This window comes from Bradyrhizobium sp. USDA 4451, assembly GCF_054822585.1.
On record NZ_JBTRCH010000001.1, the window covers coordinates 614,753 to 629,064 of the forward strand.

The 14,312-nt window shown below is 64.8% G+C and carries 13 protein-coding genes and 1 tRNA gene; 8 read left to right on the forward strand and 6 right to left on the reverse strand.

Translation table 11 applies throughout. The features are described 5' to 3' along the window. Positions 1-291: 291 nt before the first annotated feature. Positions 292-2,031, reverse strand: a complete 1,740-nt coding sequence (locus tag ACVMB0_RS02715; RefSeq protein ID WP_461345244.1) for a peptidoglycan-binding domain-containing protein — start codon at positions 2,029-2,031, stop codon at positions 292-294. Between the two features lie 362 nt (positions 2,032-2,393). On the opposite strand from ACVMB0_RS02715, the gene ACVMB0_RS02720 reads away from it, so the two are divergent. Continuing rightward, positions 2,394-2,819, forward strand: a complete 426-nt coding sequence (locus ACVMB0_RS02720; protein WP_461345245.1) for a hypothetical protein — start codon at positions 2,394-2,396, stop codon at positions 2,817-2,819. A gap of 330 nt (positions 2,820-3,149) precedes the next feature. On the opposite strand, the gene ACVMB0_RS02725 is transcribed toward ACVMB0_RS02720, so the two are convergent. Both ACVMB0_RS02725 and cpdR read right to left on the reverse strand, forming a co-directional pair. Then, positions 3,150-3,224, reverse strand: a tRNA-Val gene (locus ACVMB0_RS02725). A gap of 79 nt (positions 3,225-3,303) precedes the next feature. After that, positions 3,304-3,663: a cell cycle two-component system response regulator CpdR gene (cpdR, locus tag ACVMB0_RS02730; RefSeq protein ID WP_016843340.1), complete on the reverse strand. Its 360-nt coding sequence runs from the start codon at positions 3,661-3,663 to the stop codon at positions 3,304-3,306. Positions 3,664-3,968: 305 nt separating this feature from the next. Here cpdR and ACVMB0_RS02735 point away from each other — a divergent pair, with 305 nt between their 5' ends. The 3 genes from ACVMB0_RS02735 to ACVMB0_RS02745 all read left to right on the forward strand — a co-directional run bounded on the left by ACVMB0_RS02735 (position 3,969) and on the right by ACVMB0_RS02745 (position 7,286). Next, the gene (locus tag ACVMB0_RS02735; protein WP_456752330.1) at positions 3,969-4,856 is read left to right on the forward strand and encodes an N-formylglutamate amidohydrolase; all 888 of its coding nucleotides are present in this window, start codon (positions 3,969-3,971) and stop codon (positions 4,854-4,856) included. A gap of 694 nt (positions 4,857-5,550) precedes the next feature. After that, positions 5,551-6,330, forward strand: coding sequence for a histidinol-phosphatase (gene hisN, locus ACVMB0_RS02740; RefSeq protein WP_456752329.1), 780 nt, complete (start codon positions 5,551-5,553; stop codon positions 6,328-6,330). 203 nt (positions 6,331-6,533) lie between these two features. Next, positions 6,534-7,286 (forward strand): hypothetical protein, encoded by a 753-nt coding sequence (locus tag ACVMB0_RS02745; RefSeq protein ID WP_461345246.1) that lies wholly within the window; start codon positions 6,534-6,536, stop codon positions 7,284-7,286. Between the two features lie 5 nt (positions 7,287-7,291). On the opposite strand, the gene ACVMB0_RS02750 is transcribed toward ACVMB0_RS02745, so the two are convergent. Continuing rightward, positions 7,292-8,185, reverse strand: a complete 894-nt coding sequence (locus ACVMB0_RS02750; protein WP_461345247.1) for a LysR substrate-binding domain-containing protein — start codon at positions 8,183-8,185, stop codon at positions 7,292-7,294. 109 nt (positions 8,186-8,294) lie between these two features. Here ACVMB0_RS02750 and ACVMB0_RS02755 point away from each other — a divergent pair, with 109 nt between their 5' ends. Continuing rightward, complete coding sequence (locus tag ACVMB0_RS02755; RefSeq protein WP_461345248.1) at positions 8,295-9,047, forward strand: sulfite exporter TauE/SafE family protein; 753 nt, start codon at positions 8,295-8,297, stop codon at positions 9,045-9,047. 56 nt (positions 9,048-9,103) lie between these two features. On the opposite strand, the gene ACVMB0_RS02760 is transcribed toward ACVMB0_RS02755, so the two are convergent. Further along, positions 9,104-9,739, reverse strand: coding sequence for a LysE family translocator (locus ACVMB0_RS02760; RefSeq protein ID WP_461345249.1), 636 nt, complete (start codon positions 9,737-9,739; stop codon positions 9,104-9,106). Positions 9,740-9,974: 235 nt separating this feature from the next. Here ACVMB0_RS02760 and ACVMB0_RS02765 point away from each other — a divergent pair, with 235 nt between their 5' ends. Next, complete coding sequence (locus ACVMB0_RS02765) at positions 9,975-11,774, forward strand: adenylate/guanylate cyclase domain-containing protein (RefSeq protein WP_456752324.1); 1,800 nt, start codon at positions 9,975-9,977, stop codon at positions 11,772-11,774. A gap of 60 nt (positions 11,775-11,834) precedes the next feature. Then, positions 11,835-12,494, forward strand: a complete 660-nt coding sequence (locus ACVMB0_RS02770) for a hypothetical protein (protein ID WP_461345250.1) — start codon at positions 11,835-11,837, stop codon at positions 12,492-12,494. Positions 12,495-12,521: 27 nt separating this feature from the next. Here the strand turns inward: ACVMB0_RS02770 and ACVMB0_RS02775 are convergent, their stop codons facing one another. After that, positions 12,522-13,469, reverse strand: a complete 948-nt coding sequence (locus ACVMB0_RS02775; protein ID WP_456752322.1) for an alpha/beta fold hydrolase — start codon at positions 13,467-13,469, stop codon at positions 12,522-12,524. A 220-nt stretch (positions 13,470-13,689) separates the two neighbouring features. Here ACVMB0_RS02775 and ACVMB0_RS02780 point away from each other — a divergent pair, with 220 nt between their 5' ends. Beyond that, positions 13,690-14,163, forward strand: a complete 474-nt coding sequence (locus ACVMB0_RS02780) for an Hsp20 family protein (RefSeq protein WP_456797198.1) — start codon at positions 13,690-13,692, stop codon at positions 14,161-14,163. The last annotated feature ends 149 nt before the right edge of the window (positions 14,164-14,312 follow it).

A 14,312-nucleotide genomic window follows, 5' to 3' on the forward strand; every position in this document is an offset into this window, starting at 1 on the left:
AATAATGCCGCTGATTTGCCCGACGTGTCAAGTCGACATATCGAATGCCGGCACGCCGACGGCTCCTTTGCATGGGGTTGTTTTGCAGGTTTTGATGCGCCCCTGCCGAGGCAGGCCAGATGCCATAGCCCTGCCTTAAAGGGGAGGCCGCCTCACTCGTCAGAGCGAGCAGGCGGGGACCTGCTCTCTCCGCTGACTGTGCAGTCCGCGGCCACCCATCCCGACCTTCCCCCTTGCGGGGGAAGGAGAAGTGGGAGGTTTTCGAAGCGCTGCCGATCGGATGGATAGAGCCTACTTCCGATCGGAACCCTGCGCCGGCGTCTGCGGGCTCGTGCTTGAGCCTGACGACGGCGGAGCGTTGTTTTGGTTCGGCTGACTGGGCGACGAGGTCTGGCCGGTGCTCGGCTGGTTGCCGCCGCTGCCCTGCCCGACAGTGGACTGGTTCTGCGGCGCGGACTGTCCCGTCGTATTCTGCTGCGGGGCCTGCTGCTGAGCCGACGGCTGGTTTCCGGCCTGGCCAGACGTCGACTGGTTCTGTGGCGCGTTCGCCTGACCCGTGGTCTGCCCTGTCGTGTTTTGCTGGGCAGGCTGCTGCGTGCCGGTCTGGTCGGTCGACTGGTTTTGCGGCACGTCGTTGGTCTGGCCGGTCGTCTGTCCCGTCGTGTTTTGCTGGGTGCGGCTCTGACCGACTGTTGACGATCCCCGCCCCGCGGCCTCGCCGATCCTGTCGGACAGGCCCAGTGCGGCCACCGTGCGGGTGTCGACGCTGCCGCTCGTCGTTAGGCCTTCTCGGCGCTGGAACGTGATCAGCGCCTCGCGGGTCCGCGAGCCGAGCACGCCGTCGGCCTCACCAACCAACAGGCCGCGGTCGATCAGCACTTGCTGCACCTCGCGGATCTGTTGCGGGCCGAGGTCCATCATCGCAACGCTGCCGCCACTGCGGCCGCGATGGCTGAAGCGCGTCCGCGGTCCGACCGGGACCACGTCGACGACCCGGCGATCGCGATCGAGAAATACGACCTCGTCCTCGACGATGAAGAAGCTGTCGTCGCGATAGTACGGGAATGCATCGATCAGCGCCGGGAAGGCGGCGACCGAAATTGCGTTGAACCTCCGCGGCACCGCCACGCCCGGATTGACCGCGAAATTGATCGCGTTGACATTGACGCGCGGCGCATTGCGCGCTGAGAGCACCGAGCGCTGGATCGTGCTCTGCTGCTCGGCGGTCACGGTGCGCCCGGCCTCCGTCTGGACCGCGGCGTTCGACTGGGTCTGGGCCGTTGTGTTGGCCTGCCCAGTGGTCTGTCCGGAATTGATCTGTCCGGATTTGGCGCCGGAGTTAACCTGGCCCTGCGTCGTGCCCGGTTGCTGGGTGGCCGCACCGGTCGTCTGGCCGGCTCGCGTGTTCGGGCTCGTGGTCGTGCTCTGGCCGGTTGTCGTGCTCGCACCTCTGCGCTGACCGGTCGTGGTGCCCTGATTGCGATTGGCGGCGTTGGCCCGGTCCTGCTGCTGCTGGCTTTGCCGCGTGGTGGCGCTGCCGCTTTCACGGGATTCCGATCGGCCGACCTGCTCGCGCTGGCTTCGGCTTTGCCCGATGGTCTGCTCCTGGCGGCCCTGATTGCGCTGGCTCTGCCGATCGCCTCGCTGCTCGGCGCGGCCGCTGTCGCGGGCCTGCCCGGTGGTCTCGCCGCGCATGTTCTCACCGCGCTCGGCTGCGCCGCGGTCCATCCGACTTTCAGCACGGCCGCTTTCCCCTGGCTCCTTTGGGCTCGCGCCCTGCCCTCGGCCGACGGTCATGCCCTCGCTTCGCGACGCCCCGGGACCTTCATGCATTGCACCGCCGGAACGCCCGCCCGACGGACCTGCAGACGGTGCGCGCTCGCTACCGCCGGCGCCGACGCTGCCGCCGCCACCGATGTTGCCTCCGCCACCGCCGCCCTCGCGCAGGCCCTGCGCCGATGCGAGACCGACGCCAGCCAACAGCACGGCTGTCGTCAGCAGAAACTTGCTCTTGATGATCTTGCTGTGCATTGCCGATTCCTCCTGATTCCTCCTGAGATTTGGCGTCTGTTCAGTTCGCGAAAGCTGCTGCCAATGTCTGGCGCTCACTCCGCCACGGCCGCTGCCCCGCGAAGCCGACGAAATCTGCGGCACCGCGCGCGCGATTCATCGGTGAACTGCCTTGCAGGAAAACAACGTCGCCGCCCTCGCCGTTCCTCGACCATCCGCTGCGCGACATTTCGCGCCGGGGGAACTGCGACAGGATCCCTTCTGAGCCGGCTGGCCGGTGTCCGATTCCGCTTGAGGAACCTTTCTGCAGGCGCGCTTCCGGCAGCAACCAACGCCGCTCCACTCCGTTGACCGGCTGGGCAATCACTATCGAGGAGGATCTGATGAGGAAGACAGCCCTTGTTCTTGCGACAGCCGGTGCACTCGGAGTGAGCGCGATTGCAGCGCCCGCACCCGCCGAAGCGCGCGGCGGGTTCGGTCCGGCGCTCGCAGGCGGATTGATCGCCGGCGCCGTGGTCGGCGGCCTCGCCTCATCCGCCTATGGCTACGGCTACCCGGGCTATGGCTACGGTTATGGCTACGCACCGGCCTACTATGCGCCCGGTTACGACGCATACGCCTATGATTACGACGACTACGGCTACGCGCCGTATCGTTGGGGCGGCGGATACACCACGACATATTATAGCGGCTACAGGCCGGCCTATTACGGCTACCGCTATCGTCACGTGGTGCGGCCGGCATACGCCTCGTACGCCTACTATCGCGGCGGCTACCCGCGTTGGCATCATCGCTGGCATCATTGGTGAGATCGGTCAGGCCGAGCGCGCGGTCGTGTGATGATCGGAAGCCGAGCCCTGCCGCTTCATTCCGAAGTATGGCGTGCCGAGCCGATGCTCGCAGCCAGGGCCCGCCTTCGCCCGGTGGCTTCGGCGCGACAGTCCGTCTTCGCCTTCACTGCGTTCAAGCTACGCCGGACACGCTTCGCACAGAAGGTCTCCGGCGTGGCTGCGCCACGCGAAGCCCGTCCATAGATGATATGAAGCGTGGCTTGCCGAGCCGAAGCTTGCGGCCAAAAGGCCCGCCTTCGCCCGTCGGGCTTCGGCGTGGCATCCTTCTCTCGCTGCGCGAGCGAAGGATGGTGGGTGCGACAGGGATCGAACCTGTGACCCCTACCATGTCAAGGTAGTGCTCTCCCGCTGAGCTACGCACCCAAAGCCATGTTTGGATCGGGTCCCTATAACGGACGGCGGCGGGGCAGGCAAGGACGCAAAGTGAAGGTTTTTTGGCGAATCAGGCCGCCAGCAACTTATTCACTTCGCTAACCAATTCCCTGAGGTGCACGGGCTTGGCCAGCACCTTGGCGTTTTTCGGCGCCTCCGAATCGGAATTGAGGGCCACGGCGGCGAAGCCGGTGATGAACATGATCTTGATGTCGGGATCGAGTTCCGAAGCACGGCGGGCAAGCTCGATGCCGTCCATCTCTGGCATCACGATGTCGGTGAGCAGCATTTCAAACGGCTCCTCGCGCAGCCGCTGGTAGGCCGACATGCCGTTGTCGTGCGGCGAGACCTTGAAACCCGCATTTTCAAGCGCCTTGACCAGGAAGCGGCGCATATCGGTATCGTCTTCGGCGAGGAGAATTTTCGGCATGGCAGGAATCGTCGAATCCGGCTGGAGGATCAGTCCGAACAGTAAGCCCGACAGACGGTAAATTTCGGGTGAAATTTGCGTCAAGCCTGAAGCGTCGGGCCAACGACTATTTGTGGACCGAACCACCCATGGAATCAACCGGCTGCGGCATTTGCTGCCTTTCAGACGCGTTCCAGCGGATACCGCACTCTTTTCACTTGGCAGAATGATCGCGATTACCGACAATGCCCGCCCATAAATCTCCGCTTTTCCGGCAGAATCAATTCTTGCGGGGCGAGGCGGACGCAAGGGACGGCGCCAAGGGAATGAGCGAATTTGCTGGCGAGTTGTCGCCCCCGTTCGAGATCGTTGAGCCGCAGGCCTGGCGCGCGCCGATCATCTTCAATTCTCCGCATTCAGGCTCGGTCTATCCGGCCGAGTTCCTGGAGGCGTCGCGAATCGACGTGACGTCGCTGCGCCGCTCCGAAGACAGTTTCATGGACGAGCTGATCGCGGGCTTGAGCGATCGCGGCTTTCCGATCGTCCGGGTCAACTTCCCGCGCTCCTATGTCGACGTGAACCGCGAGCCCTACGAGCTCGACCCGCGGATGTTCACCGGGCGGCTTCCGAGCTTTGCCAACACGCGCTCGATGCGGGTGGCCGGCGGGCTGGGCACCATCCCACGGGTGGTCGGCGACGGCCAGGAGATCTATCGCGAGCGGCTCGAGGTCGACGAGGCGCTGCGGCGGATCGAGCTGCTCTACAAGCCCTATCACCGCGCATTGCGCCGGCTGATCAACAAGGCGCACCAGGCGTTCGGCGCCGTGATCCTGGTCGACTGCCACTCGATGCCGTCGGTCGGCGTCTCGCGCGACGAGCCGCGCCGGCCCGACGTCGTGATCGGCGACCGCTACGGCACGAGCTGTGCGCCGCTGCTGCCCGATCTGGTCGAGGAGGTCATGGGTTCGCTCGGCCATTCGATCGGCCGCAACAAGCCCTATGCCGGCGGCTTCATCACCGAGCATTACGGCAACCCGGCGAGCGGCCTGCACACCGTGCAGATCGAGCTCAACCGCGCGGTCTATATGGATGAGCGCCGCCGCGAACGCGGACCGCGCTTCGCCCAGGTGGCGGACGATTTTGCAACGCTGGCGGACGCGCTCGCGAAAATCCCGTTCGGAGATCTCGGGCCGTTCCAGGCGGCGGCGGAGTGAAGGATCGTTCGTCGAGCCGCTGTGCCGATGAAGTCATGAACTGCGAATTCAGAATGGCGACGCGATAAGCGCCGAATTGGATTCCCAATTCACTTGCGAAAAGGTGGCCGAAGAAAAAAGGGCCGCTTGAATGAACAAGCGGCCCAAGTCTAGGGAGGAAACGCCCAAGGAGGGCAGCGATAGCGCGAGGCGCTACCGCACCGCAACAATATGCGACCGCGCTGCACAAAACGCAAGAACTTTCGAAACATTTCCTGGGAAATGTTGGAAGCTCTGGCAGATCTGCAACAGGTCAGCAGGAGCGGCTTTCCGCATGTAGGATCAATATCTTACAGGGGAAGGCCCGGGCGGCCAGCGTTCGGCGCATAGCTTGTATACCAGAACTCGCAACTTCGTGATCCGTCCTGAGGCCGGCCAGACTTTCGAATCCGAAGCCAAATCGAAAGCGCGAAGCCAAGCCAGAACCAAGTCAGAAACCAGGTCATCAGGCTGGGATAACACTCCGTTAATCGTGCGCGCCGCATTGGATTGAGCTAGAGCGTTTTCGAGCGAAGTGGCTACCGGTTCGCGTAAAGAAAACGCGTCAAAACAAGAATCCAGAGCCCCGTTCCGATTCCATCGGAACGGAAAAGGCTCTAGGCAAGAGCAGGATTCGAACTTCTATCGCCTCGTTTGCGCATTTCAGGGACATGCCGTGACGGTCATCGACTTTACCGCCTTCATCGGCCGCCTCGCGACGGCATCGGGCGAAACCATCCTGCCGTTCTTCCGCACCTCGCTCTCGGTCGACAACAAGAGCTCGAACGATTTCGATCCGGTCACCGAGGCCGATCGCGCCGCGGAAGCGGTGATGCGGCGGCTGATCAAGGCGAACTTCCCCCAGCACGGCATCGTCGGCGAGGAATTCGGCAATGAGCGAGAGGATGCCGACTATGTCTGGGTGCTCGATCCGATCGACGGCACCAAATCCTTCATCGCCGGCTTTCCGATCTGGGGCACGCTGATCGCGCTGCTGCACAAAGGTACGCCGGTATTCGGCATGATGCATCAGCCCTATATCGGCGAGCGCTTCTCGGGCGACAACGGCTCGGCGAATTACTCCGGGCCGTCGGGCGAACGACGACTTGCGGTGCGGCGCTGCGCCTCGCTGAAGGAGGCGACCGCCTTCACCACGAGTCCCCTTCTGATGAATCCGGAGGACCGCACCCGCTTCGGCCGGATCGAGAATGCGGTCCGCCTGTCGCGCTACGGCGGCGACTGCTACTCCTATTGCATGCTCGCAGCCGGCCATCTCGACCTCGTGGTCGAGACCGAGCTGAAGCCGTACGACATCGCCGGACTGATCCCGATCGTCACCGGTGCCGGCGGCATCGTCACCACCTGGGACGGCAAGCCGGCGCAAGGCGGCGGCCGCATCATCGCCGCCGGCGACCCCCGCGTGCACGAAGCCGCGATGAAGCTGCTGAACGCCTGATTCTCGAGTTGCCGAGCTATTGGCATGCCCGACCTCGTCATCGAGAACTGGTGCGGCATGATCTCGCCCGCAGCGGTTTTGGACAACCACACACAACTTTCCCGCGAATCGTGCATGTCGATTTAACCGATGTGTCAGGAATGCAGCCTAGCTTCGCTCTCGCGGCCGGGAGGTGGCCGTAGCACGTCCGTTTGGAGTTCATGATGCCGCTGCTGACCGATCGGCTGGATCCCGCGGCGCTCGCCGCGGAGCTTGACCAGAAGGGCTTCGTCTGCATCGAGAATGCGATCGATCCGGCCTGGATCGAACGCGCGCAGGGCTACGTCCACGGCCTGGTCGAGCAAAAGGGCAAGCGCTATTTCGCGCTGAACTGGCTGTCGCGCAACGAAGGCACGCCGCCACAGGAATTGACCGGCGATCCACAGATGCGCCGGCTCCTCACGAGGCTCGCGCAAATCGGCTGCCCGAGGGCGAAGCTGGACGAGGAAATCTATACCGGCCTGCGCGTCGTCGCCGGTCGCACCGGCGACGAGCGATCGTTGCTCTACCACTACGACAAGCATGTCATCACGGCGCTGGCACCAATCCTGATCCCGGACGGGCCGAAGCGGCGCGCCGGCGAGCTGATCATGTTTCCGAACCGGCGTGGCTATCGCCGGTTCACCTTCCTCAACATCGTCGAAAAGGCGATCACACAGAGCAACTGGTACCGCAACCGCGTCACGCGCGCCCTGGCGGAGGGCGACCTGCCGAACATCAAATATCTGAAGCCCGGCAACCTCTATCTGTTCTGGGGCTACCGGACCTATCATGCCAATTTCCCGGTCGCCAGCGACGCGGTTCGCGCGACGATGCTGCTCCATTACGGCGATCCGCATCCGGCCAGTCTGCTCCTGAAGGCCAACACGGTGCGGCAAAACCGCGACGAGCGCCGCATCGCGCAGGAAGCCTCGTAAGATTCTCAGCGTTGCGCTTCGGCCCGCAGATAGTCCACGAGCTGCTTGGCGGCGCGCGGCAGCGCCTTGAAGCTGCGGGCGCAGATCGTCAGCCGGCGGTTGGCCCAGCCGTCGCGGATCCTGATCGTCGTGATCGGCATCGCAGCCGCACAGCGCCGCGCGGCGGTTTCCGGGATCACCGCGATGCCGACATCGGCGGCGACCATCTGGCAGATGGCGTCGAAGCCGCGCAGGCGGGCGCGGAAACGCAGCCGCGCGCCGAGCTTGGCCGCATGCCGGGAAATATGCACCTGCAGCGCGGACGTTGCCGTCAGGCCGACGAAATCGCGGCCGACCACTTCCTGGAAGTCGATCTGGCGACGGCTGCCGAGATCGCTGCGCCGCGACGCCACCAGCATCAGGCGGTCCTCGCTGAACAGGAAGCGCTCGACGCTGTCGGGCAGCGCGTGTTCGGCGGCGAAGCCGAGATCGGCGGCGCCGCTCGCGATCGCGGTCGCGATATCGGTGCTCTCGCGCTCCTCGACATCGACACTGATATCGGGATGCTCGTGCAGGAAGGCCGCGAGCGCCCGCGGCAGATGTTCCGACAGACCCGAGGTGTTGGCGAGCAGCAGCACGTTGGCGCGGACGCCGCTGGCATAGGCGGCGAGGTCGCTCTGCAACGCCTCGACATTGTGGATCACGATGCGGGCGTGGCCGAGCAGGCTCTCGCCCGCCGCCGTCAATTCGACGCCGCGGCGGCCGCGCTTGAGCAGTGCGACGCCGAGCGCCTCCTCGAGGCCCTTGATCCGCTCGCTGGCCGAGGCCAGCGCCATGTTGGCACGCACCGCGCCCTGGGTGATGCTGTGCGCATCGGACACCGCGATGAACAATTGCAAATCGATCAGGTCGAACCGCATGACATGTTCCGCCCCATTTCTTCTTCCGCCCCGCGCCTTCGGACCGCCCGAAGGCTAACTCCGTAACCTCCAGATTGTGCCGATCGCGTCGATCGGTCAATGTGCCGTCATGGTCGGCCATCTCCTGATCTTCATTGCCTTCGCCTTCCTGCTGGCCGGCTTCGTCAAGGGCACGCTCGGCCTCGGCCTGCCGACGGTCGCGATGGGGCTGCTCGCAACCACCATGGCGCCGGGCCAGGCGATTGCGATCGTGATCGTGCCGGCGATCGTCACCAATATCTGGCAGACCTTCGTCGGCCCCTATTTGCGCGACATCCTCAGGCGGCTGTGGCCGCTGATGCTCGGCACCGTCGTCGGAATCTGGATCAATGCCGGGCTGTTGACCGGGCCATACGCGGCCTACGGCACCGTGGTGCTCGGCGTGCTGCTGGTGATCTACGCGATCGTTGGCTTGAGCAGGTTCAACTTCAAGGTCAGGCGGCGCGACGAGAAGTGGATCGGCGGCATCGTCGGCGTCGTCACCGGACTGATCTCGGCCGCGACCGGCGTGCAGGTCATCCCTTCGATGCCGTTCATGCAGGCGATCGGCATGGAGCGTGACGAGTTGGTGCAGGCGCTCGGCGTCTTCTTCACCACCGCAACGCTCGCACTCGCCTTCAACCTGACGGCCTCGGGCCTCTTGACGGCGGCCACCGCGCTGCCGGGGGCAGTCGCGATGGCGGCATCGTTCATCGGCATGTTCATCGGCCAGGCGGTCCGCACGCGGATGCAGCCTGACGTGTTCCGCCGCTGGTTCCTGATTTCGATGATCCTGCTCGGCCTCTATCTCGCCGGCAGCGCGCTGCTCAAGATCCACGGATAAGCGTGATCCGGAAACGTCTGAAGCCGTTTTCCGAACAGACCATGCACAAGTGATAGCTAGCGCGCCTCCAGCATGGCGACGCGGACGCCGAGATAGATGAAGAGCGCGCCGAGCGAGCGGTTGATCCAGGCGATCACGCCGCTCGATTGCCGGATGCGGCCGGCAGCCCTCGCCGCAAAGGCCGCGAGACCAAGGCACCACAGCGTGCCGCCGGTGATGAAGATCAGCCCGAGCACCAGGAAGGCGAGCGCCTTGTGGGCGGAGTCCGCCGCCACGAATTGCGGCAGGAACGCCAGGAAGAACAGCGCAACCTTGGGGTTGAGGATGTTGGTCAGCGCCCCCTGCCAGAACACGCGCGAGATCGAGGTCTCGCCGCCCTGCCTCGTGATCTCAGCGATCGGCTTGGCGCGCGACAGCAGCATCTGCAAGCCGGTCAGCACCAGATAGGCCGCCCCGATCAGCTTGACCGCCAGGAACGCGGTCGACGACGCCATCAGCAGCGCGGAGAGCCCGATCGCCGCGCCGAACACGTGGACCAGGCAGCCGCAACTGATGCCGATCGCGGCAGCCGCGCCGCCCCGCCATCCGAGCTGGATCGTGCGCCCGATGATATAGGCGGTATCCGGACCCGGCGTGACGTTGAGCAGCAGCCCGGACAGGACGAACAGCCAGAGCTCGTGAATTCCCAGCATGCCTGCGTTAACCTATCTAAGTAGCGGTCCGGAAAGGGCGATCGGCCGGCTTGCGCCATCGCGGCGACACACGAATTCCGTAGAGAAACGGTGGTACGATCCGTTGGTCGCATGCCAATTCCTGCTACTATGCATTATAGCTGCCCGTAAACCGAGCTTCCGCCGGACCCGGCCTGTCTTGTAAGTATCGGATTCGGTCACCTCGGCTAAGTGGCCATTCCAGGGCACAGGAGACATGGAAAGACGGCTCGCTGCCATTCTTTGCGCCGACATCGCCGGCTATTCCCGCATGATGGGTGCCGACGAGGCGGGGACGCATGCCTCGTTCAAGGCGCATCGCAGTGCGATCTACCCGATCATCCTCAACCATGGCGGCCGGATCGTCAAAAACACCGGCGACGGCTTCCTGCTGGAATTTCCGAGCATCATCGGCGCGATCGAGGCTGCCGTCGCGATGCAGACGCTGATGGCCGAGCGCAACGAGCACCTGCCGGCCGACCGCGCCATGCACTTCCGGATGGGCGTCCACATGGGCGACGTGATGGCCGACGAGGACGAGGTGTTCGGCGACGACGTCAATATCGCCGTCCGTCTCGAGACGGTGGCAAAGCCCGGCGGGATCGCGGTGTCGGACAAGGCCCGCACCGAATCGGGGCGACGGCTGGCCGTCACCCTGGTGGACGCCGGCCCGCACCGCTTCAAGAACATCGCCGAACCGATCCATGTCTGGACCTGGGCGCCAGCCGGATCCGATCATCAGGAAAAGACCCCGGACGACGGCCCGCATCTGCCGGGGCAATACCGGACCGCGATCGTCGGCGTGCTGCCGTTCGACAATCTCAGCGGCGGTGCCGACGAATATTTCTCGGACGGTCTGACCGAGGATCTGATCCACGCGCTGTCGCTGCAATCCTTCTACCGCGTGCTGAGCCGCAATTCGACCTTCGCCTACAAGGGCAAGAACGTCTCGACCCGCCTGATCGCACGCGAGATCGACGCCACCTATCTGATCCAGGGCTCGGTGCGCCGCGCCGGCAACAAGATCCGCGTCTCCGCCGAACTGATCGCGCCCGAGAAGGGCGAGCAGTTGTGGACCGGCCGCTACGACCGCGACATGGGCGACCTGTTCGCGATGCAGGACGAGATCACCGCCAATCTCTCTGCCGCTGTTGCCCAGGAAATCTACCGCGCCGAGGCCTCGGCACCGGCGCGCTCGCCGAATGCCGAAATCACGGCTTGGGATCGCTTCCTGAAGGGTCTGTCACACTACTATCACCAGACCAAGGACGATTGCGAAACCGCGATCGCGCTGTTCAAGGAAGCGATCCAGCTCGATCCCGCACTGTCGATCGCGCGCGCCTATCTGGCGCTGATCCAGATCCAGAGCATCCAGTTCGGCTGGATTCCGAGCACGCGCGAATTGTGGGCCTCGTCGGTCAGCCTGGCCGAGAGCAGCGTGCGGCTCGACCCGCGCTCCTCGTTCGCGTTTTCGCTGCTGGCCTACCTGCACGCGATGCAGGGCCACTACGAAGCGGCGATGGACGCCATCAAGCGGGCGATCGAGCTCAACCCCTACGATATGGGTGCGCGCGGCGTGCTCGGAATTTGCCACATGGTGATCGGCGACCACCGCAAGGCGGTCGATCTGTTCTCGACGGCGGTCCAGCGCGGCAACAGCGACCCGCGCTACCAGTGGGCGGCGCTGAACGCGTTCAGTCATTATCTGCTCGGGCAATATGACGCATCGCTGTCGTGGTCGCGGGAGGGGCTCTATCTCAACCCGAACCATCTGCAGTGCCTTGCGGTGCGCGCCGCAGCGCTCGCCCAGCTCGGACGCAAGGACGAGGCGGCCCAGGCTGCGGAGGCGCTGCTTGGCAACTATCCCGACCTGACCGTCAAACGCCATCTGCGCAATTTCCACTGGAAGAACCCGGACGATATCGCGCTTTATCGCGACGGCCTCTTGAAAGCCGGCGTCCCCTTCGGCAAACTCGTTCTGGTTGCATCCGGATCGAAACTCGCCGCCGACTCCTGAGCGAGTTCATTCACCGGTAATGGATGCTTTTTAAGCTGAAGCTTTTCAGGATGTGGTTTGATGTCCGATCCGGCTGCAAGCGCGGCACCCGCCCCGCAGGTTTCCCCTGACAATCCCTGCCCGTTCCTGCGCGCGCTGGTCGCCGGCAACTATGTCGGCGGCCATCTCGTGCCGCTGCCGGAGCTGACCGCAACCATCGACCGCGCCACCGGCAAGACCGGGCTTCCGGCGCTCAGCGCCGGCGCGAAGATCTTCATGGTCGCGCAGATGGCCAACGGCATCGGCCCGTTCAGCCAGATGCGAAGCCTGTTGCAAGGCGCCATCCTCGACGAATTGCGCAACGGCCCGCTCGACAAGCACGGCGCCGGCTCGCGCATCCTCGACCAGCATGCCGTGGTGCATGAGGACGAGATCGCGCGGCTCGCCACCTTCGGCAGTGACCGCAAGTCGCCCGACGGCAGCGTCGAGCGCGGATTGTCGGCCTCCGAGATCAAGACCTTCATGGCGGCGAACTTCCAGCGTGCCAAGGACGAGCATCCGCCGTCCTACGGCATGCTGCACTGCTACTATCCGCTCTTGATGCTCGGCGAGTGGCCGGTGCTGCTCGACATCATGGGCAAGGGCGAAGGCAGGGACCGCTATCTCAGCGTCGCCGAGGTCAGGACCCTGTTCGTCGAGAAGCGCTTTCCCGACCGGATCGTCGCGCTGCTCAACGGCTGAGCCGCAGACGCCGCGCCAGCAAATTGCTCACTTGAACAGCGGCGTGCCCGGCACGAAGGCGTCGAACGCCGCCCAGAATTGCGCCCGATAGCGGTCCTGCTCTTGCAGGATCTCGTGCTTGGCGCCGGCGATCACCAGATGCGAGCCGGCGCGCAGATGATAGGCGAACTCCTCGATCGCCGCGGTCGACACCACCTCGTCATTGCTCGCCGCCAGCATCAGGATCGGCTGGCGGATCTCGGACGGATACGACATGCCGCGGAAGGTGCGCATCGCGGTGAATGCGGTGTCGGCCCAGGCGATCGTCGGCGCCGCGATGCCGAGCGTCGGATCCTCTTCCAGGATCGCCGCGTTGCGGGCGTGGCGCACCGGATCGCTGGTCACGGGATTGCCGATGAAGGGCGCAAGGCCGACCAGTTCGTCGGTGCCGCCCGGCACGTAGCGGCCGCCCTGCCCGGCCAGTCGCATGATCCTGAGCAGCGCGCTCGGCAACAGCGACACGCGGCCGCGCGGCAGGTCGATCATCGGCGCCGACAGCACCATGCGGTCGAACCAGCGCTTGCCGGCATGTGCGAGGCGCAGCATCACCGCGCCGCCCATCGAATGCGCCAGCGCGAAATAGGGCGGCGGGCAATCCGGCAGCACCACCTGCTGCACGAAGGTCTCGACGTCGACCTCGTAGTCGGCGAAGTCGCGCACGTAGCCCTTGCGCGGATCGCGCAGCCGCCGCGACGAGTGGCCCTGCCCGCGCCAGTCGATCATCGCTACAGCAAAGCCGCGGTCGCGCAGGTCACGCACCGTCTCGAAATACTTCTCGATCATCTCGCCGCGCCCGGCAAACACGCAGACCGTGCCCTTGCGGCCGGGCGGCGGCGCCCAGCGCGCGAAGCGCAGCTCGGCTCCATCGGGGGTCTTGATGGTACCACTGACAACGTCGTCCGGAACCGGGTTGGCGGGGATCGAGACGAGCGTCATGCAGGAGACCGGACCGGTGAGACAGGGTGGAGATCAAGGACGCCGGCGCAAAAAAAGCGACGCGGTTTCCGCCCCTTGAACGCGACGTGACCCCTCCCATATCACCGGAGTGCAGGCCGCTACCAGTGTTTCGGACCCGGAACATCAGGCTGCACACATCTAAGCCCGGCCCGATGGCGGGCGGGTAACTGAAACAGTCGCTCACTGGAGGACTCATCCTATGCGTAGCTACGACCTCACTCCGTTCTATCGTTCCACCGTCGGCTTCGACCGCCTCTTCAACCTGCTCGATCAGGTGACCTCGGACGGCAGCCCCGGCTATCCCCCCTACAACATCGAGCGCACCGGCGAGAATGCTTACCGGATCAGCGTTGCGGTCTCCGGCTTCTCGCAGGCCGAGCTTTCGATCGTCGCGAAGGAGAATACGCTGACGATCAAGGGCGAGAAAACCGCCAACGAGAACTCGGGCAACGGCTCCGAAGTGCTCTATCGCGGCATCGCCTCCCGCGCCTTCGAGCGCGTCTTCCAGCTTGCCGATTTCGTGCAGGTCAAGAACGCCTCGCTCGAGAACGGCCTGCTCCACGTCGATCTCGTCCGCGAGATTCCCGAGGCCAAGAAGCCGCGCAGCATTCCGATCGGCGGCGGCGAGACGGCCCCGCAGGTCGTCGACGGCTCGGCCAAGGTCGCGGCCTAAGCAACACCTCCCGCGTCAGCGGATATTGGCTGCACGCGAAAACGCCCCGGGAAACCGGGGCGTTTTTTGTCGTGGCGCCGCAGTCCGTAGCCCGGATGGAGCCAACGGGTCGCGCGTACGCGCGCCCGATGACAGGCTCCGCGCAATCC

Excerpts from the sequence above, each read along its gene's own strand:
- ACVMB0_RS02760 (WP_461345249.1), bottom strand. The coding sequence starts at position 9,739 with ATGCTGGGAATTCACGAGCTCTGGCTGTTCGTCCTGTCCGGGCTGCTG.
- ACVMB0_RS02745 (WP_461345246.1), top strand. The coding sequence starts at position 6,534 with ATGCCGCTGCTGACCGATCGGCTGGATCCCGCGGCGCTCGCCGCGGAG.
- cpdR (WP_016843340.1), bottom strand. The coding sequence starts at position 3,663 with ATGCCGAAAATTCTCCTCGCCGAAGACGATACCGATATGCGCCGCTTC.
- ACVMB0_RS02765 (WP_456752324.1), top strand. The coding sequence starts at position 9,975 with ATGGAAAGACGGCTCGCTGCCATTCTTTGCGCCGACATCGCCGGCTAT.
- ACVMB0_RS02780 (WP_456797198.1), top strand. The coding sequence starts at position 13,690 with ATGCGTAGCTACGACCTCACTCCGTTCTATCGTTCCACCGTCGGCTTC.
- ACVMB0_RS02715 (WP_461345244.1), bottom strand. The coding sequence starts at position 2,031 with ATGCACAGCAAGATCATCAAGAGCAAGTTTCTGCTGACGACAGCCGTG.
- ACVMB0_RS02775 (WP_456752322.1), bottom strand. The coding sequence starts at position 13,469 with ATGACGCTCGTCTCGATCCCCGCCAACCCGGTTCCGGACGACGTTGTC.
- ACVMB0_RS02750 (WP_461345247.1), bottom strand. The coding sequence starts at position 8,185 with ATGCGGTTCGACCTGATCGATTTGCAATTGTTCATCGCGGTGTCCGAT.
- ACVMB0_RS02735 (WP_456752330.1), top strand. The coding sequence starts at position 3,969 with ATGAGCGAATTTGCTGGCGAGTTGTCGCCCCCGTTCGAGATCGTTGAG.
- ACVMB0_RS02770 (WP_461345250.1), top strand. The coding sequence starts at position 11,835 with ATGTCCGATCCGGCTGCAAGCGCGGCACCCGCCCCGCAGGTTTCCCCT.
- ACVMB0_RS02755 (WP_461345248.1), top strand. The coding sequence starts at position 8,295 with ATGGTCGGCCATCTCCTGATCTTCATTGCCTTCGCCTTCCTGCTGGCC.
- ACVMB0_RS02720 (WP_461345245.1), top strand. The coding sequence starts at position 2,394 with ATGAGGAAGACAGCCCTTGTTCTTGCGACAGCCGGTGCACTCGGAGTG.